At 69.5% G+C, this 20,169-nt stretch carries 22 protein-coding genes and 1 tRNA gene; 11 read left to right on the plus strand and 12 right to left on the minus strand.

Annotated elements, in window-relative coordinates; translation table 11 throughout:
- Positions 1 to 13: 13 nt before the first annotated feature.
- Positions 14 to 1,303 carry a YibE/F family protein gene (locus AC5Y4S_RS15155; protein WP_500033544.1) on the plus strand — a complete coding sequence of 430 codons (1,290 nt, stop codon included), beginning with the start codon at positions 14 to 16 and terminating at the stop codon, positions 1,301 to 1,303.
- Here AC5Y4S_RS15155 and rfbA read toward each other — a convergent pair.
- Genes rfbA through AC5Y4S_RS15170 form a run of 3 tightly spaced genes read right to left on the minus strand, consistent with a single transcriptional unit; the run spans position 1,251 to position 3,293 of the window.
- The gene (rfbA, locus tag AC5Y4S_RS15160) at positions 1,251 to 2,120 is read right to left on the minus strand and encodes a glucose-1-phosphate thymidylyltransferase RfbA (protein WP_500033545.1); all 870 of its coding nucleotides are present in this window, start codon (positions 2,118 to 2,120) and stop codon (positions 1,251 to 1,253) included. The two genes, AC5Y4S_RS15155 and rfbA, sit on opposite strands and share 53 nt — an antisense overlap.
- Before the next feature lie 20 nt (positions 2,121 to 2,140).
- Positions 2,141 to 2,509, minus strand: coding sequence for a nuclear transport factor 2 family protein (locus AC5Y4S_RS15165; RefSeq protein WP_500033546.1), 369 nt, complete (start codon positions 2,507 to 2,509; stop codon positions 2,141 to 2,143).
- A gap of 28 nt (positions 2,510 to 2,537) precedes the next feature.
- Positions 2,538 to 3,293: a maleylpyruvate isomerase family mycothiol-dependent enzyme gene (locus tag AC5Y4S_RS15170; protein WP_500033547.1), complete on the minus strand. Its 756-nt coding sequence runs from the start codon at positions 3,291 to 3,293 to the stop codon at positions 2,538 to 2,540.
- Positions 3,294 to 3,389: 96 nt separating this feature from the next.
- Here AC5Y4S_RS15170 and AC5Y4S_RS15175 point away from each other — a divergent pair, with 96 nt between their 5' ends.
- Positions 3,390 to 4,985 (plus strand): PE family protein, encoded by a 1,596-nt coding sequence (locus AC5Y4S_RS15175; protein ID WP_500033548.1) that lies wholly within the window; start codon positions 3,390 to 3,392, stop codon positions 4,983 to 4,985.
- Positions 4,986 to 4,992: 7 nt separating this feature from the next.
- Here AC5Y4S_RS15175 and AC5Y4S_RS15180 read toward each other — a convergent pair whose 3' ends face one another.
- The 7 genes from AC5Y4S_RS15180 to AC5Y4S_RS15210 form a co-directional block, all read right to left on the minus strand.
- Complete coding sequence (locus AC5Y4S_RS15180; protein ID WP_500033549.1) at positions 4,993 to 6,318, minus strand: UDP-glucose dehydrogenase family protein; 1,326 nt, start codon at positions 6,316 to 6,318, stop codon at positions 4,993 to 4,995.
- An 88-nt stretch (positions 6,319 to 6,406) separates the two neighbouring features.
- Entirely contained in the window at positions 6,407 to 7,909 is a 1,503-nt protein-coding gene (locus tag AC5Y4S_RS15185; RefSeq protein WP_500033550.1) for a DUF7159 family protein, read from the minus strand.
- A gap of 144 nt (positions 7,910 to 8,053) precedes the next feature.
- On the minus strand, positions 8,054 to 9,169 hold the full coding sequence (locus AC5Y4S_RS15190; RefSeq protein ID WP_500033551.1) for a DUF7159 family protein: 1,116 nt from the start codon (positions 9,167 to 9,169) through the stop codon (positions 8,054 to 8,056).
- A gap of 102 nt (positions 9,170 to 9,271) precedes the next feature.
- Positions 9,272 to 10,744, minus strand: coding sequence for a DUF7159 family protein (locus AC5Y4S_RS15195; protein WP_500033553.1), 1,473 nt, complete (start codon positions 10,742 to 10,744; stop codon positions 9,272 to 9,274).
- 268 nt (positions 10,745 to 11,012) lie between these two features.
- Positions 11,013 to 12,956: a DUF7159 family protein gene (locus tag AC5Y4S_RS15200; protein ID WP_500034021.1), complete on the minus strand. Its 1,944-nt coding sequence runs from the start codon at positions 12,954 to 12,956 to the stop codon at positions 11,013 to 11,015.
- Positions 12,957 to 13,088: 132 nt separating this feature from the next.
- Positions 13,089 to 13,661 carry a dCTP deaminase gene (gene dcd / locus AC5Y4S_RS15205; RefSeq protein ID WP_068188969.1) on the minus strand — a complete coding sequence of 191 codons (573 nt, stop codon included), beginning with the start codon at positions 13,659 to 13,661 and terminating at the stop codon, positions 13,089 to 13,091.
- Positions 13,662 to 13,702: 41 nt separating this feature from the next.
- Positions 13,703 to 14,338 (minus strand): VldE C-terminal domain-containing protein, encoded by a 636-nt coding sequence (locus AC5Y4S_RS15210; RefSeq protein ID WP_500033554.1) that lies wholly within the window; start codon positions 14,336 to 14,338, stop codon positions 13,703 to 13,705.
- Between the two features lie 298 nt (positions 14,339 to 14,636).
- On the opposite strand from AC5Y4S_RS15210, the gene AC5Y4S_RS15215 reads away from it, so the two are divergent.
- The gene (locus AC5Y4S_RS15215; protein ID WP_500033555.1) at positions 14,637 to 14,942 is read left to right on the plus strand and encodes a DUF732 domain-containing protein; all 306 of its coding nucleotides are present in this window, start codon (positions 14,637 to 14,639) and stop codon (positions 14,940 to 14,942) included.
- A gap of 222 nt (positions 14,943 to 15,164) precedes the next feature.
- Positions 15,165 to 15,238 (plus strand) — tRNA-Gly (locus AC5Y4S_RS15220).
- Between the two features lie 50 nt (positions 15,239 to 15,288).
- Here AC5Y4S_RS15220 and AC5Y4S_RS15225 read toward each other — a convergent pair.
- Together AC5Y4S_RS15225 and AC5Y4S_RS15230 are read right to left on the minus strand one after the other, a co-directional pair.
- Positions 15,289 to 16,341, minus strand: coding sequence for a tyrosine-type recombinase/integrase (locus tag AC5Y4S_RS15225; RefSeq protein ID WP_500033556.1), 1,053 nt, complete (start codon positions 16,339 to 16,341; stop codon positions 15,289 to 15,291).
- 128 nt (positions 16,342 to 16,469) lie between these two features.
- A complete protein-coding gene (locus AC5Y4S_RS15230) occupies positions 16,470 to 17,042 on the minus strand; it encodes a helix-turn-helix domain-containing protein (protein WP_500033557.1) in 573 nt (190 codons plus the stop codon).
- Between the two features lie 109 nt (positions 17,043 to 17,151).
- Here AC5Y4S_RS15230 and AC5Y4S_RS15235 point away from each other — a divergent pair, with 109 nt between their 5' ends.
- From AC5Y4S_RS15235 to AC5Y4S_RS15265, 7 genes are all read left to right on the plus strand, one after another.
- Complete coding sequence (locus tag AC5Y4S_RS15235; RefSeq protein ID WP_500033558.1) at positions 17,152 to 17,358, plus strand: helix-turn-helix domain-containing protein; 207 nt, start codon at positions 17,152 to 17,154, stop codon at positions 17,356 to 17,358.
- A 38-nt stretch (positions 17,359 to 17,396) separates the two neighbouring features.
- Entirely contained in the window at positions 17,397 to 18,104 is a 708-nt protein-coding gene (locus tag AC5Y4S_RS15240) for a hypothetical protein (protein WP_500033559.1), read from the plus strand.
- A 242-nt stretch (positions 18,105 to 18,346) separates the two neighbouring features.
- Entirely contained in the window at positions 18,347 to 18,544 is a 198-nt protein-coding gene (locus tag AC5Y4S_RS15245) for a hypothetical protein (RefSeq protein ID WP_500033560.1), read from the plus strand.
- The gene (locus AC5Y4S_RS15250) at positions 18,541 to 18,807 is read left to right on the plus strand and encodes a hypothetical protein (protein WP_500033561.1); all 267 of its coding nucleotides are present in this window, start codon (positions 18,541 to 18,543) and stop codon (positions 18,805 to 18,807) included. The genes AC5Y4S_RS15245 and AC5Y4S_RS15250 overlap by 4 nt, the downstream gene beginning before the upstream one ends.
- Positions 18,807 to 19,193, plus strand: coding sequence for a helix-turn-helix domain-containing protein (locus AC5Y4S_RS15255; RefSeq protein WP_500033562.1), 387 nt, complete (start codon positions 18,807 to 18,809; stop codon positions 19,191 to 19,193). Before AC5Y4S_RS15250 ends, AC5Y4S_RS15255 begins: the two co-directional genes overlap by 1 nt.
- 29 nt (positions 19,194 to 19,222) lie before the next feature.
- A complete protein-coding gene (locus AC5Y4S_RS15260; RefSeq protein WP_500033563.1) occupies positions 19,223 to 19,783 on the plus strand; it encodes a hypothetical protein in 561 nt (186 codons plus the stop codon).
- Between the two features lie 2 nt (positions 19,784 to 19,785).
- Positions 19,786 to 20,169 (plus strand): capsid cement protein, encoded by a 384-nt coding sequence (locus tag AC5Y4S_RS15265; RefSeq protein ID WP_500033564.1) that lies wholly within the window; start codon positions 19,786 to 19,788, stop codon positions 20,167 to 20,169.

A 20,169-nucleotide genomic window follows, 5' to 3' on the forward strand; every position in this document is an offset into this window, starting at 1 on the left:
TACCCTCGACCGGGTGGCGCACTCACATTCGCACAGCCTTCGCAGCTCGCCCGGGGCCCCATCCGGGCTGGATCCGCTGCCCGCCAGGATCGTCGTCGGGCTGCTGATCGCCATCGGCGTCGCCGTGCTGGCCGGTGCGGCGTTGCTCTGGCCGAGCCGCCAGCACGTCGACATCCCGATGCCGTTCCAGAACGCGGCGGGCGGCGCCGTGAGCACCCAAAAGGGACACGTGCTGTCCAGCGCGCTGGGCGACTGCGGCAGCCCGTCGGCGGGTCAGGTGCTCACCACCGCGCCGCAACAGGCGGCCCCCGGCGCCGGGCGATGCATCCTCACGCTGATCGCCATCGACTCCGGCCCGAACGCGGGCGCCAAGACACTGCTGGAGTCCTCCCCCGGCCCCGGCCAGGCCCACTTCGGGGCCGGCGATCGCGTCCGGCTCGTCCGGCAGGTCGACGAGCAGGGCACCACCAGCTACGCCTTCTACGACTTCGAACGCGGCTGGCCGCTGGTCGCGCTCGCCGTCGCGTTCGCGGTGGTGATCGTCGCGGTGGCCCGCTGGCGCGGGCTGCTCGCGCTGGTCGGCATCGTCGTCGCGTTCCTGGTGCTGGTGGTGTTCCTGCTGCCGGCGCTGCGCGACGGCGCCCCCGCCGTCCCCGTCGCGTTGGTGGCCTCCGCGGTCATCCTGTACGCGGTGATCTACCTTGCCCACGGGGTGAGCCTGCGGACCAGCGCCGCCCTGCTGGGCACCCTGTCGGCGCTGCTGCTGGCCGCCGGATTATCTTGGGCCGCAGTCGATCTGGCCCATCTCACCGGCCTGTCGGATGACCAGAACGGCCAGGTCTCGGCATATCTGGGCAACGTGTCGATCAGCGGGCTGCTGCTCGCCGGGTTCATCATCGGCTCGCTCGGTGTGCTCAACGACGTGACCGTGACCCAGGCGTCGACGGTGTTCGAGCTCGCCCACCTCGGCGGCTCCCGGCGGGCCATCTTCGTCGGCGCCATCCGGGTAGGCCGCGATCACATCGCCAGCACGGTCTACACGCTGGTGCTGGCCTACGCCGGCACGTCGCTCCCGTTGCTGCTGCTGTTCAGCGTCTCGAATCGCTCGCTGGGTGACGTGCTGATCAGCGAGAGCGTGGCCATCGAACTCGCCCGCTCGGCGGTCGGCGGCATCGCGTTGGCGCTGTCGGTGCCGTTGACGACGGCGATCGCGGCGGTGCTGGCGAAACCGGGCCCAGAGCCGGCCCCGGTCAGCGCCGCTGTTCCAGCAGCCCCAGCAGGTAGTCGCCATAACCGGACTTGACCAGGGTGTGCGCCCGCTTGGCCAGCTGCTCGTCGCTGATCCAGCCCTGCAGCCAGGCGATTTCCTCGGGCACGCTGACCTTCAGCCCCTGCCGCCGTTCCAGCGTGCGGACGTAGTCGCTGGCGTCCAGCAGCGAGTCGAAGGTGCCCGTGTCCAGCCACGCCGTCCCGCGCGCCATCACCTCGACCGACAGCCGGCCACGGTTGAGGTAGATCTGGTTGACCTCGGTGATCTCGTACTCGCCGCGCGCCGATTTCTTCAGGTTCTTGGCGATCTCGATCACGTCGTTGTCGTAGAAGTACAGGCCCGGCACCGCATATTGGGACTTCGGGGTGGCCGGCTTCTCCTCCAGCGACAGCGCCATGCCGTCGTCGCTGAACTCGACGACACCGTAGGCGGACGGGTTGGCCACCCAGTACGCGAAAATCGCTCCGCCGCTGATGTTTTGGAAGCGGCTCAGGCTGGTGCCCAGGCCGGGGCCGTAGAAGATGTTGTCGCCCAACACCAACGCGGCCGAGTCGTTGCCGAGGTGGTCGGCGCCGAGCACGAAAGCCTGTGCCAGGCCTTCGGGTTCGTGCTGCTGGACGTAGCTGAGGCTGATGCCGAATTGCGAGCCGTCGCCGAGGAGCCGCTCGAAGCCGGCCGCGTCGTGCGGGGTGGTGATCACCAGGATGTCGCGAATGCCCGCCATCATCAGCGTGGACAGTGGGTAGTACACCATCGGCTTGTCGTAGACGGGCAACAACTGCTTGCTGATGCCGATCGTGATCGGGTGCAGACGGGTGCCCGATCCGCCGGCCAGGATGATCCCACGCATAGGTGCCTCTCTGTTCGGGCCTAATTTACGAGGTCGGACTCGGTGAGTTCCGTGGCGGCCAAAGCCGCTGCCAGATCCTCGTGCCGGAACACCGACGTGACGTGATCGCGGACCACCCGGAATGCCGACGCGGCGTTCGTGACCTCCCCGTCCGGGGTGCTGACCTTCTCTTCGACGACGACGACGCCGTCGTGCACATACATGCGTCCGGGTTCGGCCGTGCCTTCGCGAGAACCGGCCCACCTGCGCAGCGCCTCATGACCCTGCGCGGCCCCGTGAGCGTCGCCAATTTCGATGTCCTCGCTGGACAAGGCCTCCAGGGTTTCCAGGTCCGAGGCGTTGAGGGCGTCGTGCCACGCCAGAACGGTGGCGATCTCCGATGTGGTCATGGTCAGCAAGCTACCGTGTCCGCCCGAGTTACAAAGGCGTACGGTCCAGCCAGTTCTGCCACACGGCGTCGTCCCCGAACAGCTCGATGCCGGTGTCGGCCAGCGAGACCCGGCGAACCAGCGCCAGCAAAAGTTCGGTGGCGCCGCCGCGCAGCGCCGCGCTGCCCTTGCCGTGCTCGTGCGACCAGGTGATCGCGCCGCAGTCGACACCGATCGTCCATTCACCGGCGTCGCCCAGTCCAGGGTCGGTGGCGTGCAGGTGCAGGGTGCTGCCGGCCTCCAGCGGCAGGGGCGACCCGTCGCTTCCGGCCTGAATGGCCACGCGCTCAAGCCATTCCGTTATCCCGTCGGCCGCGATCTCGGCGCCCAGGGTGAATTCGCTGCCGGTCGCGAGGGCGGCGTCGGCGCGGTGCACCGCCGTCTCGTGCAGCCGGCGCCGGACCCACCAGTTCGCCGGGCGCGTGCCGAGGAAGGTCCACACCGGTGTTTCCACGCCCGACAACTCGACGGCGTCCACCAGCCGCTGCGCGCCGCCGTGCAGCCAGGAGATCGCGTCGGCCGGATCCGGTGGCGGCTTGCCGCCCTCGACGGTGCGGGGATCGAGGTATTCCTGGAGCCGGTCACGCACGATCTGCGCCGCCCACCGGTCGCCGCGCCCGACATGGCGCAACAGCTGGCTGACGCTCCAGCCGGGGCACGTGGGCACGGGCGTGGATTCGTCGACACCGCGGAAAAGTTCGGCGAAGGCCCGGTTTTCGGTGAGGAACTCGGCGGCATAGTCCACGGGGTCAGGCTACTCGGCGGCCCCGACCGGCTTGATCCAATGCGGCAGGCCGACGATAGCGATAACGTCCGTCCTGTCTGACGAAAGGGCGGGGGCATGTCGTTTGTGATCGCGGTACCGGAGGCGCTGGGGGCGGCGGCTTCGGACTTGGCTGGCATCGGTGCAACGCTCAGCGCGGCCAACGCGGCCGCGGCGGCCTCGACGACGCGGGTGGCGGCCGCGGGCGCCGACGAGGTGTCGGCTGCCATCGCGTCGCTGTTTTCCGGCCAGGCGTTGGACTTTCATGCGCTGACCGCTCGGGCGGCGGCCGTTCACGACCAGTTCGTCCAGGCCTTGACCGGGGGCGCGGCGTCGTACGCCGGCGCCGAGGCCGCCAACGTCCAGCAGACGCTGCTGGACGCCATCAACGCGCCCACGGAGGCGCTCTTCGGGCGGCCGCTGGTCGGCAACGGCGCCAACGGAGCCCCGGGAACCGGGCAGAACGGCGGCGACGCCGGAATCCTGATCGGCAACGGCGGGGCGGGTGGCTCGGGTGGGGCCAGCCACCCCAACGGCGGCAACGGCGGGGCCGCCGGGCTGCTCGGCGCGGCCGGCGCGGGCGGCGCGGGCTGGTCGGGTGCGGTCGGCGGCAACGGCGGCAACGGCGGGGCCGGCGCGCTGTTCGGCGCCGGCGGCGCCGGCGGTGCCGGCGGGTTCTCGACGGGTCTCGGTGTCCCCGGCGGGAATGGCGGCAACGGCGGGATGGGCGGGATCTTCGGCGCCGGCGGCGCCGGCGGCGCGGGCGGGCTCTCGGCCAGCGGCGTCGGCGGAAACGGCGGCGCCGGCGGGAATGGCGGGGTGTTCAGCCTGGCCAGCAACGGCGGGATCGGCGGGCCCACCCAGCCCACCGGCGGTGCCGGCGGGGCCGGCGGCACCGGCGTAACCGGCGGCGGAAACGGCGGGGCCGGCGGCAACGGTGGCCTGCTCGGCGCCGGCGGGGTCGGCGGGGCCGGCGGGACCGGCCTCCACGGAAACGGTGGTAACGGCGGCGACGGCGGGGCCGGGGTGGTGTGGGGGAACGGCGGCGCCGGGGGTGCCGGCGGCACGGGCAGCACCGGCGATGGCGGTTCCGGGGGCGCCGGCGGCGCCGGCGGCATGTTCGAGGGCTCGGCCGGGGCCGGCGGCGCCGGCGGAACCGGGCAGACCAATGGCGGCGCCGGCGGCCATGGCGGCAACACCAGGGGCATCTCAGGCAACGGCGGTGACGGCGGCGCCGGCGGTACCGGCATCACGGGCCACGGGGGCGCCGGGGGCAACGGCGGCAACTCCGGCCCCGTGCAGGGCACCGCCGGGCGCGGCGGGAACGGCGGCGTCGGGGGCGGCGGCGCCGGAGGCGCCGGCGGGAGCGGCGGCAGCGCCGCGGGGATCTCGGGCAGCGGCGGCGCGGGCGGGGCCGGCGGGGTCGGCGAGACCACCGGCGGGAACGGCGGCACCGGCGGCAACGCGGCACTGGTCGGTTACGGCGGTGACGGCGGCCCCGGCGGCCAGGGCGTCACGGGCCGCGGCGGTGACGGCGGTAGCGGCGGCGCCGCCGTGCTGGTCGGCAATGGCGGCACCGGTGGGAACGCCGGGATCGGCACGCCGGAGGGCAACGTCGGCACCGGTGGCACCGGCGGGCTGTTCGGCTCGGCCGGGAACAACGGCCTGGCCTAGCTGAGAGCTAGGGCCGCCGCGCCCCTAGCCGGAACACCCGCCACCCTGCCTGCTCCCAGCGGGCGGCGTCCAGGCAGTTGCGGCCGTCGACGACGACGCGGGCCCGCACCCGGTCGGCAAGGTCGCGCGGGTCGAGGTCGACGAACTGCCGCCACTCGGTGAGCACCAGCACCGCGTCCGCCCGCTCGCAGGCCTCTTCGACCGACACCGCGTAGTTCAGCGTCGGGAAGAGCCGCTGCGCATTGTCCAACGCCTTGGGGTCGTACACGTTGACCGCGGCGCCGTTGAGCTGAAGCTGCCCGGCGACGTTGAGCGCGGGCGAGTCGCGGACGTCGTCGGATTCGGGTTTGAACGCCGCACCCAGCACGGCGATGTTGGCGCCCAGCAGCGAGCCGCCACAGGCGGTGGTGGCGAGCTCGACCATCCGGGTGCGCCGGCGCATGTTGATGCCGTCCACCTCGCGCAGGAACGTCAGCGCCTGGTCGGCTCCCAGCTCACCGGCGCGAGCCATGAACGCGCGGATGTCCTTGGGCAGGCAGCCGCCGCCGAAACCCAAACCGGCATTGAGGAATTGGCGCCCGATCCGCGGGTCGTAGCCCAGCGCGTCGGCCAGCAGGCTGACGTCGGCGCCCGCCGCCTCGCACACCTCGGAGATGGCGTTGATGAACGAAATCTTCGTCGCCAGAAAGGCATTCGCGGAGACCTTGACCAGCTCGGCGGTCTGCAGATCGGTCACCAGGAAGGGCACCCCGGCGTCCAGCAGCGGGCCGTACATCTCGCGGGCCGCCGCCTCGGCGCGCGTGGAACCCTCTTGGATGCCGAGCACGATGCGATCCGGGTGCAGGGTGTCGTGCACCGCGTAGCCCTCGCGCAAAAACTCGGGGTTCCAGGCGATTTCGACGTCGACCCCGCCGCGCGCCAGCGTGGCCGCCCGCTCGTTGAGGTCGGCCGCCGTCCCCACCGGCACCGTCGACTTGCCGATGAGCACCGACGGCCTGGTGAGCCGGGGCACCAGCGCGTCGATGACCGCATGGACGTGGCAGAGGTCGGCGCCGTATTCGCCCTTCTTCTGCGGCGTACCCACGCCGAGGAAATGCACGTCGGCGAAATCGGCCGCCATCTCGTAGTCGGTGGTGAACTGCAGTCGTCCGGCAGCGAGGTTGTCGGTCAACAGCTTTCGCAGGCCGGGTTCGTAGAACGGGATGTCACCGCCCGCCAGCTTGGCCACCTTGCCGGCGTCGATGTCCACGCCGACGACCTCGTGCCCCAGTTCGGCCATCCCCGCTGCGTGCGTGGCGCCCAGGTAACCGGTGCCAAATACGGTGCATCGCATACCACCGTGTGTAGGTGGCCGCGATGAGCTAACTGCATCTGGCCGCTAATCGAGAGGCAAACGGGAGATGACAGGTGGCCCGAAAGGCCTAGTGGCGGCCCCCGCCGTGACCGCCGCCGAAGCCGCCGCCACCGCCGAAGCCGCCGTGGCCTCCGCCACCGCCGGGGAACCCGGGGAACCCACCGCCGCCATGCGGACCCTCGCCGCCGCCGTGCGGGCCGTATCCACCGCCGGGCGGGCCGAACACACCTCCCGGCGGGCCGCCGATGCCCGGTATGGGCAACGGGATCGGCACCGGAATGGGCGCGACGGCCGGCGGCGGCGCGGGAGCGGGCACCGGGGCCTCCGGCACAGGGACCGGCGCCGGCGCGGGAGCCTCAGGAATCGGGGCGGGCGCCGGAGCGACCGGAACCGGCGCGGGGGCCGGTGCCGGTGCCTCGGGTGCCGGCGCGGGCGCCGGAGCCGGAGCCGCCTCGGGTGCCGGCGCCGGGGCGGGAGCCGCGGGGGCCGGGGCCGGTTCTGCGGGCGCCGGAGCGGGGGCCGCCGGCGCCGGGGCCGCCTGGGTGGGGGCGACGACGTTGTGGCCGGGGGCTGGCTGCACGCCCGCGGTCGGGCGGATGGCCACGGCCAGCGACACCACCAGCGCCGTCACGCCGACGACGAAGAGCGCCGCCAGCGCGCTGCCCAGCAGGCGGAACGACCCGCGCTCGCGTCCGCCCGCGCCGACCAGTTGCGTCGCGTGCTCGCCGGTGTAGGTCTCGTCGAAGTCGTCCGCGACGGCGCTGTAGGCCAGCGCGTTTGCGTCGGCGGTGGCGGGTGTGTCGAAGTAGCCGGGGGCGACCGCGAACGGATTTATGGCGCCGGTGCCCGGGTCCTGCGCGTAGGCCAGCGCCGCGGTGGACGACGCGAACAGCGGCGCGTTGGCCGACGCCAGCGCCGCCCCCCGGGCCAGCGCGGTGTCGGGCTCCTCGGGCGCCGTCAGCGGCAGCGTCGTCGCCGCCTCCAGCGCCGGCTTGATCATCGGGATGTCGATGCCGGAACCCATGACGAACACGGCGTCGGGCCGCGCCTCCAGCGCCTCGGCACCGGCGACCATCGAGGCCAGCTGAGTCACCGCCGCCTCGTCGTCGCTGGGCAGGGCCTGGCGGTAAACGTCGGTGACCGAGCCGTCCGCACTGTCGACGACCGCCAGGGTCGCGGTTTCGGGCTCGATGTACAGCAGCGCCGTGCGCGCGTAGTTCGTCTGGTTGCCGACCGTCTGGGCCAGCGCGGCCGCGGCCAGAAACGCCGAGACCAACATCACGTTCTCGACCTTGTGGGCGGCCAGCGCATCACGCAGCGCGGCGGCCTCGATCGGGTCGGTGAACGTGACACCCGTCGACGCCAGTTGATAGCCGCCCTCGGCCGCGCCCTCCCGGGTGCCCAGGATCGCCGAGACTACCTGGTCGGCCGCGGTGATGGTTGCCGCATCGTCGTCGGCGGCAACATCGAAGTTGTCCTCATCGACGGTGGCACCGTCGCCATTCTCGCCTTCGACCAGCACCATACGGACGGCCGTCGGCGCCATTGACACGCCAAGTACGGTGTCCAAAGCTCCTCCATCGTCGTTTGCTAGCCATCGGGGGCCAGGGACCTGGCCGTCGCACGCGTTAACAACTGCTGAACGCCTTGAGTCCCCACCCTGTATTCCCCTGGCCCCCCGATTTTACGCGGTTTCGCCCAGTCGGCGACCGGGCTAAGGACCCAGGACTCCGTGCCCCAAGTGGCGCCGCAGCCACCCCCAATGATCGTCGTGATCATCGTCCCTGGGCAGCGGCGGTAGCCACTGCGGAAGGGGGTTGGAGCTTGGGCCCGGATTCGGGGCGGCCGGCGCGGGGGCCGGCGGCGGGGCTGGCGCCGCCGGCGGGGCTTTCGGGGGCGGCGCCGCCTGGGTCGCCGGAGCGACGACGTTCCTGCCGACGTCGGGTCGATCGTCCACGTGCGGGCGAATGCCGACGGCGAGCGCCACCGTCAGGGCCACGGCGCCGACGACGAGTATCGCGGCCGCACCGAGGATTGCCAGCATCTTTCGGCTGTCGCGCTCTCCGTGCTCCGGCTGGTCGGCGGGCATGGGGTCCGCCTCGGCGCTGTATGCCAGCTCTCGCACCTGCTCCTGCACGTATGGCATCTCGACCGTGCTCGGCGCTCCCAATTGCTCGTTCGCCGATGCCAGTGCGGCGCCCCGCGCCAAGGCCATCTCGGGTTCCTCGGGCGCCGTCACCGACAGCGACGTCGCCGCTTCCAGCGCGGGCTTGATGTGCGGGATGTCGACGCCGGAGCCGACGACGAATACGCCGTCGGGGCGGGCGCGCATCGATTCGGCACCCGCGACCATTGCGGCCAGCTCCGCCAGCGCCGCGCGGTCGCCGTGGGGCAGGGGCTTGCGCTGCACGTCGGCGATGGACCCGTCCGACGTGTCGACGACGGCAAGCGTCGCCGTGGCCTGCTCGACGAACAGCAGCGCCGTGCGCGCGCAGTTGGTCGCGCTGCCGACCGCCTGGGCGAGCGCCGCCGCGGCCACGAACGCCGAGACCAGCATGACGTTCTCGACCTTGCGCGCCGCCAACGCATTTCGCAGCGCGGCGGCGGCAGACTGATCGGTCCACGTCACCCCGCTCGACCTCAGCCGATAGCCGCTCTGGGCCGCGCTTTCCCGAGTGCCCTGGATGGCCTCGATCACCTGATCGACCGCGGCGGTACCCGGCGTCGGAAAGTCGGCCTGATCGACGGTGACGCCGCCGGCGCCTTCGCCCTCGACGAGCACCATGCGGACCGTCTCGGGTGCCAAAGACACCCCAAGGACGACGTCCACGCTCCCCCATTCTCCAAACTTATTCGCTGGCAATCTGATTGACCCGCCCCTAGTTCGCCACCCTAGCTCGCGCAGCCGGACAGGCGTGGCGGCGGCGAACCGTTACCTGTGCCCGAAGCCACCAAACCCGTGGCCACCCCCGAACCCGTGCCCACCGCCGAAACCACCGAAGGGGCCATGCCCACCGCCGAAACCACCGAAGGGGCCATGCCCGCCGAACGGACCATGCCCGCCGAACGGACCGCGGCCGCCGCCGAAGGGACCGCGCGGCGCCGGCCCCCCACCGAAGGGGCCGCGACCACCCTCCAGCCGGGGCACGGGAGGCGCGAGCACCGGAACGCGAGGCACGGGAACGAACACAGGCGGGGGCAGCGCGGGAACCGGGACCGGCGGCGCCGCGGGCGCCGGAACGGCGGCGGGCGGGGCGACGGGATGCGGCACGGCCACCGGCGCGGGCTCCGGAATCTTCGGCTGGGCCTGGGGTACCGGCGCGGGCGCGGGTGGCTGCGTCGGGGCGACGATGTTTTCGTTCGGGCTGGGTCGCAGCGCGACCGTCGGACGGATGCTGATCGCGAGCGCAATCTCAAGAACCACAACGGCGCTGATGAAGACCACCGCCAGCATGCTGCCGACCAGCGCAATGGATTTGCGCCGCTGCGTGCCGTCGTCCAGGCCGATGACGGTGCCCGCCTCGACGTCGTCGTCCGGCACCGCGCTGTAGGCGACGTTGGGCTTGCCTTTGGCGTCGGAGGGCTCGGGAACGGGACGGTATTCGGGCTGGTACGCCGGCAACAATCCGAGAAACTGGCCGGCCAGGGCCAACGGGTCGACCTCGCCGGTGCCGGGGTCCAGCGCGTAGGCCAAGGCGGCGGTCGACGACGCGAACAACGGCGCGTTCGCCGACGCCAGCGCGGCACCGCGTGCCAGGGCCATCTCCGGTTCGTCGGGGACCGACACCTGAAGGGATGTCGCGGCCTCCAGCGCGGGCATGATCAGCGGGATGTCGACGCCGGAGCCGACGACGACGACGCCATCCGGGCGCGTTTCCAGCGCCTCGGCATCGGAAACCAGCTCGACGAGCTCGGCAACGGCCCGGTCCTCGTCCTCGGCGAGAACCCGCCGATGCACGTCGCTGATCGATCCGTCCGCGCTATCGACCACCGCCAGCGTCGCGGTATACGGCTCGACGAAGAGCAGCGCGGTGCGCGCGTAGTTGGTGGCGTCGCCCACAGCCTGGGTGAGCGCGGCCGCGGCCATGAATGCCGAGACCAGCATGACGTTCTCGACCTTGTGGGCGGCCAGCGCATCGCGCAGCATGGCGGCCTCGACGTGATCGGTCCACGTCACTCCCGTCGAGAGCAGCTGGTAGCCGCCCTCGGCCGCGCCCTCACGGGTCCCGAGGATGGCGGACACCACTTGGGTGGGCGCCGTGGACGGCCCCGCGGAGCCGAACGCATCCAGGCCGACGTCGAACTTCTCCTCGTCGACGGTGGCCCCGTCGGCGCCTTCACCTTCCACCAGCACCATGCGGACGTTCGTCGGCGCCATCGAGACGCCAAGCACGATGCCCACCAACGCTAGATATCTCCTCGACTAGTTTGCTGTGCCACCGCGACAATGCGTCGATGACACGATTACCTGCATAGTCACCACGGACTTACGGCCACAGCAGCGCGCGGGGCTCGAGAATCCGGGATTAGCTGGGCGCTATAAAATTCTGGTTCGTGGGCAGCGCGGTTTTTCGACTTGCCCGATGTTTCGACGGTACCCGCACCAGCGCGGGGTGTTAAGCGCAAGTCGGTATGCGTTAACCCTTTTGCAACCGCGCGTAACGTCCGACCGGCTAGTGGTGCCCGCCGCCGCTGTGCCCGCCACCGCCACCGCCGCTGTGGCCGCCGCCAAAGCCGCCGCCGCCACCACCGAAGCCGCCGCCACCGTGGCCGCCACCCCCAAAGCCGCCGCCACCGCCGAACGGACCTCCACCGCCGCCGCCGAACGGCCCGCCGCCGATCGGACCGCCGCCCCCGATCGGACCGCCACCGCCGTGACCTCCGCCCCCGAAGGGCCCACCGCCACCGAACGGTCCACCGCCGCCGCCGAACGGGCCGCCGCCGATCGGACCGCCGCCTCCGATCGGGCCGCCGCCGCTGTGACCGCCACCGCCGAACGGCCCGCCGCCACCGAACGGTCCACCGCCGCCGCCGAACGGCCCGGGCCCGGCGGGCTCACCGCCGCCGGGGCCCCCGCCGGGGATGTGGATCGGGCCGCCGCCACCACCAAAGGGACCACCGCCGCCGGGACCATTGCCCGGTATCGGCAAGTGCCCGCCGCCGGGACCGGTGCCCGGCTCCGGAAGGTGCCCGCCGCCCGGGATGGGGAGCGGGTTTTCCCCGGGCGCCTGGTGCGGCGGCGAATGGGGGACCGCGCCGCTGCCGGGCACCGGCCATTGCGGCTGCGGCACGTGCACGGGAGATTGGGGCACGACGGGCTGGGGTAGCGGCAGGCGCGGCGCCTGGATAACCGGCGGGCTGATCACAGGGTTGGGAATCGGCACGTGGACCGGTGGCACCGGAATCGGCGCCACGGGCGGCGGGACCACGACCGGCACCGGTATCACCGGGTCGATCGGCGGAGCCGCGGGAAGCGGCGGAGCAACCGGAGCCGCGGGCAGCGGTGCGGGCGCGGGTGGGTTCAACGGCATAGGCGCCGCCATCGGCTGCGGCAGGTTGATCTTCGGCATCGCGGGGGCCGCCTGGACCGGCGCGGGCGCCTGTTGCGTTGGGACGATGAGGTTTTGGGCCGGGGTGGGCCGCAACGCCACGGTCCCCGTGGTGCGGATGCCGATAGCCAGCGCGATCTCCAGCGCCAGCACCGCGCTGATGCCGACCACCGCCAAACCGCTGCCGACCAGCAGGACGGGCCTGCGGCGCGGCTGCTCCTGTTCTTGGACGAACAGCTTCTCGATGAGCACGGTCGGGGCATCGGCATCGTCGTCGTGCACCGCGCTGTACGCCAGCTCGTCGCCGAGTTCGGTTCCGACGCTGAGGTATTCAGGAAACGCGTACTGGTCGACGGCGCCGGTGCCGGGGTCTTGGGCGTAGGCCAGCGCCGCGGTCGACGACGCGAACAACGGCGCGTTCGCCGAGGCCAGGGCGGCGCCGCGGGCCAGCGCGGTCTCGGGCTCCTCCGGAGCGCTCACGTCAAGCGACGTCACCGACTCCAGCGCCGGCTTGATCGGCGCGATGTCGACTCCCGAGCCGACCAGGAATAGCCCGTCGGGCGCCAGCTCCGTCTTTTCCAGCCCGGCGACCATCCCGCTGAGTTGCGTGATCGCGTCGCCGTAGGACTCGGCATAGATCGGTTGCTTGTAGACGTCGGCGATGGAACCGTCGGAGGTCTCCACGACGGCCAGGGTCGCGGTGTCGGGCTCCACGTACAGCACCGCGGTGCGCTCGTAACCGACTGCGCCGCCGACACTTTGGGCCAGCGCCGCCGCCGCCAGAAACGCCGACACCAGCATGACGTTCTCGATCTTGTGGGCGGCCAGCGCATCGCGCAAAGCGGCCGCCTCGAACTGATCGGTCCACGTCACACCGATCGCCGACAGCTCCAGCCCGGCATCGGCCGCGCCTTCGCGGGTGCCGAGAATGGCGGCGACTACCTGGTCGGGTGCGCTCGCGGTGGCCGGGTCTTCGGCAGCCGTGACGTCGAACTCGTCCTCTTCTACCGTTGCGCCGTCGGCGTTTTCGCCTTCCAGGACCACCATCTGGATCGATGCCGGTGCCATTGACACGCCGAGCACGATGTCCAATACAACCCCCTCCAAAAGGTATCGCTGGCGAAGCCATGGCCGAGCGGGGCGGTAACCACGGACCACTACATCTTCGCGTAAATACGCTGTGGCGGGACGCTGTCTAAGCTATGTAGACCTTATGAAGTTCTGGTACGAGCGCGACGGCGTCGGTCCCCGCTGACCCTGATACTTCGACCCTACGCGGGAGCTGCCGTACGGGTGTTCCGCCGGACTCGTCAGCCGCAGGATGCACAGCTGACCGATCTTCATGCCCGGCCACAGGGTGATCGGAAGGTTCGCGACGTTGGACAGCTCGAGGGTGATGTGCCCGCTGAAGCCGGGGTCGATGAAGCCGGCGGTCGAATGGGTCAGCAGACCCAGCCGGCCCAGCGACGACTTGCCCTCCAGGCGACCGGCGAGGTCGTCGGGCAGGGTGAACAGCTCCAGCGTCGAGCCGAGCACGAACTCCCCGGGATGCAGCACGAACGGCTCCCCGTCGACCGGCTCCACCAGGCTGGTCAGCTCGTCCTGCTGCTTTGCCGGGTCGATGTGGGTGTAGCGGGTGTTGTTGAACACCCGGAACATGCAGTCGAGGCGCACGTCGATGCTCGACGGCTGCACCAAGGTTTCGTCGTACGGGTCGATGCCCAAGCGGCCGGACGTGATTTCGGCCCGGAGATCGCGATCGGAGAGCAGCACCCGCTGAGCCTATCCGCTGCTACCGGCCCGTCGTCCGAGCTTCAGTCGGCGAGGTACTCTTCGCCACCCTTGGGGTAACCGCCGCCGGTGGTCGTGACGTGGACGTGGTCATAGTGACCGAGCCTGCTGGCTTGCGCTCCGCCGGGCGTGTAGTAGACGCCACGCCAGATCGCGTCCTGGATGCCGAAGCGCGACGCGTTCTTCATCACGTACGCGACGATCGCGTTCCCCAGCGCGATGCCCTCGGAGCTGCCGGGGTCGGGAATCATCACGTCGATGGCCAGACCCATGGGGTGCCAGGGCAGCGGGTCGGGTCGCACGCCGCCGATCTGGTGGATCTGGGGGAACGCCACGCTGATGGCGCGCTCGACCAAGATCGTCCGGACCTGCAGGCCCTGTTCCGGTGCGATCCCGACGGGCAGGAAGCGGGACCGGGTGTGGTACCTCGACGCCGAGACCAGGCGGGTGTCGGGCGCTTTAGCGGACGTATTCGCTGCCGCAGTGACGATTTGTAGGCAGCACGGCTCAATGTCGCCGATAACGGGTTTGGCCTCTTGGCGGGCGGCTAATGGGCGGACATCGCCGGCGGCGGCGAAGAAGACGGCGGCCGGGGCGAGTAGCGCAGCCAGCATCACGTGTGACTTGCGTCGCTTCTTGGCTAACCGATGCCGACCCACGCCGAGCACATTACGGGTAGATCACGAAATAATAAACATCGAATGGCTATAGAGCAGGTCAGCGCCATTAGCACCATTCGCCCGATGCTTTGTGTGGCCGACCGGCGCCCACGGCCGGCGGCTCGGGTGCGGCCGACTTGTTGCTGCTTGACTGTCCGACCTCGGACAAACTCGGCCGAAACGAAAGATGAACGCTCGGTTGAACTTTGGAATTAGCGGCCCGGGAACCCCCGGCAACGGGAACTACACGACCTAGGGAAGCTCGAAGCATCATGTGGAGCCTTGGAGGTGGTGGGAAATGACCAAGAAGATGTGCGGATGCGTGCTCGGCGCCGCGATGGCCCTGATGCTGACGCCCGCAGGCGCCGCCAGCGCCGACAACAAGGACGCAGAATTTACCAACTACCTGGCGTCGAACGGCATTCACCTTGGTGACGCGTCGCAGACCGGGAATATGGGGCGCACGATGTGCCAGGATCTGTCGGCCGGCTACACCCAGAACGACGAGGTCGACCAGCTGAAACTACGGATGGACCAGAATCAAGCCAGACTGTTCGTCCTCGCTGCCACCGCGGAGTACTGCCCTGAAAAGCACAAGTCGTAACTCAGCGTCCGCGCCGGTTAGCTGAGCAAAGCGCATCAGCCAACGTCTTGCGTTTGGCCACTGCCAAAGCAGTACGTCGTGCGCGATGAATCCGGCGAGCCGTGCCCTTCGCAGGTGCGGCAGACGCGCTCAGACGGCTTTCGAGCCGGGTTCTGCCGCGGTCTGTCACCGAGCCGCTAGACTGTCACCGCTGTAAAGGTCTGCGCAGCTCACAGCGACCGCGCCGATGTAGTTCAATGGCAGAACATCAGCTTCCCAAGCTGAATACGCGGGTTCGATTCCCGTCATCGGCTCCACTTTGAAGTGCAGCAACGCCGTTCGAAATGTTCGAATGCCAGCCTCGGTGTCACGACGTTGTCACAACACGGTCAAAAGTGTCACCCGCCGCCTTCAAAGCGTCGTCCTGAGAGTGGGCATAGAGGCGCATGGTCAGCGATGCATCCTTGTGCCCGATCCACGCCGCGATCACCGCAACGGGGACGCCGGCGAGGTGCATCGCAGTCGCCGCCGTATGGCGGGCCGCGTGCAACTTTATCGGCCGCAACCCGGCTGACTCCACCGCATTGCGCCAATACCGCGAGAGCACTTGCGGGTGATACGGCTCGCCCGCCTCGTTGCTCACCACGTAGTCCCAAGAGCCGCCGTCGGCGCCGAGGGCCAGTCGCTCGGCAGCCTGGTGAGCCTTCGCGGCCCGCAGCACCGACACCAGCCGATCCGGCAGCGGAAGCGTCCGACGCGACATAGCTGACTTTGGATCGTTCTCGACGGCCTTACCGCCGGCATCCACTCGGTTGTTCGTCACCGACAGCGTCTTGCCGTCGAGGTCGACGTCGGTCCACCGCAGACCGGCAACCTCGCCGCGCCGCAGACCGCACAACGCGAGCTCCCACGCGTGCCCGAGCCGATCGTTCGATATTGAAGCGAGCAGCGTGCCGACCTCGGCCTCGGTGTATGTGTCGACGCTGCGATGCCCGACGGACACCGGGTCAACAAGTTCGGCGACGTTCCGCGGGACGAGGCCTTGCAGCCGCGCGTCGCCCAGCACCATCGCCACCGTCTGCGTGAACTTGTTCACCGCGACAGCGCCCCACGGCCGACGAAGCCGACCCTTACCCGTGTTGGTGCCGCCGGCCAACAGATCGGCGACCAACGCGTCGAGATGAGCCTTGGTCAACCGCTGCACGGGCTCGTCGCCGTGCCGTTCGATCAACGGTTGCAGGTCGTAGACCAACTTCGCCTTTGACGTCGCTCGCAGTTTGTGCCGGCCCGCGACGTAGTTCTCGCACACCTCGCGGACGGTGATGGCACGACGCGCCACGAATGTCCCGCGCACCGCGGCCTCGGTGACCTCAGCGAGCGCAGCACGAGCCTCGCGTTCGGTCCCATAGCGCCGGCGCACCTGCTGACGTTTGCCCGTCTCGGCATTGATCCCAACATCAGCCGTAAGCTGGTATCGCACAACGCCTTTGCCTGTCTTGCGGTCGGTTACTTCAATCTTCTTTATCTGCGGGGGAAGCTGCCGCCTACTCATCGGAGGTCCTCACCTGCGTGCTCGCGACGCACGCCCCATAGCTCATCTCTCTTGCGCCCGACGAGGTCGCGCAGACCCGCCAACTGGGCCTCGGTGTGCGCGATATCGCTTCTCAGCACGTTGCGGTGTTCGGGTGTGGCGTCTGGCGCGGCCAGCGTCTCCCGCATGTTGGACAACCGCCGCTCGCCCTCCTCGACGAGGCCGTCGGCCTTGACCAATTCTGCGTTCAGACCCGACAGCAACTTGACGGCCTCGCGGCTTTCGACGCGATGACCGGGCCGCGTTTCCACGTGCCCCTCTGGGAACTCGGACGCCAGTAGCAACGCGGGCGGAATATCGAGTGCGGCGGCAAGGACGAGTAGCTCAGCGACGTCGAGCTTTCCGGCCCGGCTGTTGCCCTCAATCTTTGAAATCGCCACTCTGGTAATGGGATAACCGAGCTCGGCGGTCCGCTCTGCGAGCTGCACACCTGTCCATCCGAGCGCCTTGCGCCGTTTGGCAACCGCATCGCCCACCTGCTGCGCAAGTGTTAATTCCCATGCCTTCGCGGACTCATTAATTTTCGGCATTGCGACATTCTGAACTTAGTTCACGTGCGTTTGTGAACATCCGCGTAGTAGGGTTCATACCAGCACGATAGACCGTCTTCGTGTCGCATTCCAGAAATTCGGAGGAAAAATGGCGGACACCGCCGAACGTACAGTGAGGCTCCACCCCGTCGAGGCAGTCATGGAGCGGCTCGGAGTAGGCCGATCCACCGTGTTCGCGCTGATGGCGAGCGGAGAGCTACGGAGTTGCAAAGTCGGCCGCAGGCGGCTCGTACCCGAGTCAGCGATCGTCGAGTTCATCGAGAGCCTCGAACAGGTCACCCGCCACGGCGCATGAGTTATGCAAATCGGCCCCCCAACAGAGGGGCCGCGGAAGTGTCGACTCGAACAGCGATCGCACGGCCATTGACACCGGAACAGCGTCGTGCTTGGCGCAGACGGGTCTTCGGATTCACCAAGGCCGATCTGAGGCCGGCGCAGAAGGTCGTCCTACTGGCGCTTGAGACGTTCGCCGACTACCCCGCCGGCACCAACGCACGGCCGGGCATCAACAACCTGGCGGTGATGTGCGCCCTCGACGAGCGCACTGTGCGATTTGCGCTCAAGGCCGGCGAGCGGTTGGAGCTCATCGAGCAGACTGCGCGAGCAAACCCCAAACGACGGATCGCGGCGGTCTATCGCTTACTCCCGCAGCCCGTTTCAACCGGACCTCTCGATCCGGTTGACGAGGTTTCAACCGGATCGGCCGATCCACTAGAACCGACCTTCAACCGGATCGGATCGGATTTTCTAGCGGATCAAACCGACGTTTCCACCGGATCCCTCGATCCGCCCACCAATCCATACCAAATCAACAATCACCAAGAGAGCGCGCTAAGTAAGTCGGGTACGTCACTAGCGCCCAACCGATCCGTCGACCACACGACCGAACCGGCGACACATCGGCAACCACAACCAGTGAACCGCAAACCCCCGGCGTTTGTGCGCGGACCATACGGGCTGCGCTGCCGACGCCACGCCCACCTACAGCATCCGCCGTCCGACTGCACCCGCTGCCAAGAGCTATCCGAAGAGGTGGCGTGATGGGGCGGCCTGTGGCCGACGCATACCGGGAAGCGATCGACCGTCCTTGTCCGACATGCCGCGCCGCAGTCGGCGCGTATTGCACACGAACGGACGACGCTGGTGTGCGCGGCGTTCGGCGTATCCCTTGCGTCCGGCGGTATCCACCCGGCCTGCCCGCAGCCGACAAGACCGCCACGCCGACGCGGTCATTCAGCGAGCCGCTACACCCACCCGACGACCACCCAGGATGAGGAGACATGATGAGGCTCAACGGCATTGGCAACATGGACTTCGCAGTCAAGGCGCGCGACCATGCAGGCGCCTCGCTGCTGCAATTGAGTCTCGGCCCTTTGCAGTTCACCCTTACAGAAAGCGAAGGACTGCGATTGTGTAACCGCATCGAAGATGCCATCGAGAAGCATCGCACGACCCGCGACGCAAAGAAGGCCGGGCGATGACCGACGACCCACGCCGGCATATCCGCGTGCGCCTCGTCGCTGCGCAGATCGTTGTGAACACCATCCTGCCTGAACCGAACGAGCCGCCCACTGTGGTCGACGCCGCGACCGCGCTCGGCCGCGCCATCGACGTCACAGACCGCGAATTGCTGACCGAAGTCGTGTACCTAGTGGCCAAGCACGCCGACACCCGCGAAGTCATGGCCCGTACGCTTCAAGACGAGATAGCCAAGCTCACGCTGTATTTGGAGAACGTTCAATGATGCGCGGCGGTGTGGTGCTCGAGCCGTCGGACGCCGAGGTCCTCGTCGCCGCGATTGAGGATTTGTGTCGCCGTACCGGCCGCCAACCATCGGGCCGGCTCGGTCCGATTGTGACGAAACTGCGCAAAGTTGTTGCAAACACTGACGGTTTGACCCGCAAAACCGTCAGATTTGTTGGTATTGAGGGAAATCCAGCGCAACACTGCCCGTATGACCTGGTCACGTCCGGTGAGGCGGCGCGAATCTTGGGCATCAGCGCCCACGGTGTGCGCGACCTTCGCCGGCGCGGCGTCCTCGCGGCGCACCACACCGGCACCCGCTGGCTCTACCCGCTTCGCATCGTCGAGGCCCGCGCCCAGCGCAAGGCCGCCCGCCGCACCGGCTGACGGAGTGCGCCGTGGCTGACGTGCGGACGGTGCGCGATGTCGAGATTCTCAAGGTCGGCACGTGGGACGGGTCGAGCGGTACGTTCACCATCACCCGCGAGGACCTCGAGTCGGCGGTCGAGTTCGCGCGCGCCGGTGTCCTGCGCCCGGCGCCGTTGAAGATCGGCCACGACGATCCGCGGTTCGACGGAGGGCCCGCGCTCGGGCATCTCGACAATCTCCGCGCCGTCGGCGACACGCTGCTTGCCGATTTCGTAAGTGTTCCTGCGGGTCTGGCGAAGCTGCTTTTGCATGCCTACCGCGACCGCTCGATCGAGGGTGTTTTCGATTACCGCGACGGCACCGGGCGCAACTGGCGGTTCATCGTCACGGCCTGCGCCTTACTCGGGGAGCGGGCGCCGGCTGTTCACACGCTCAAGCAACTAGGCGAGCTCTACGGCGTCGACGTCGCCGCGGCCGGCGCCCTGGGTCGGCGTGTGATTGTGGCGGCCGCCGCGTTCCATCCCGAGGACCTCGACGCGCGCCGTGGGCGCGCTGTCCAAGTTGCCGCCGCTCGTCGGCGGCGAACCAACCGAACGATTGGAGTCTGATCGTGTCGACAAACATCGCCAACCCGTCGGTGTATGACCCCGGCGCCGATATCACCGCCGAGGCCACGGCCGCGGTGACCTCACGACGCCTGGTGAAAATTGCGGGCAACCGCACCGCCGGCGGCAATATCGCCGTGAGTACCGCCAGCGCCGGCGAACGCCCGTGCGGAGTCGCCGGCAACGACGCCGCCGCGGGCGAACTCGTACGCGTGGTGCGTGGCAACTCCCGCGTCGTGAAGGTGACCGCTGCCGGCCCGATCGCCGCCGGCGCCGAGGTGCAGGTCGGCGCCAACGGCACCGCCGCGACCCTCGCCGCCGGTGTCGCGGTCGGCTACGCAGTGACCGGCGCCGCCGACGGCACCGACGCCGAAATCAGCTTGTACTGA

The sequence above is a fragment of the Mycobacterium sp. NGS64 genome (assembly GCF_059812245.1).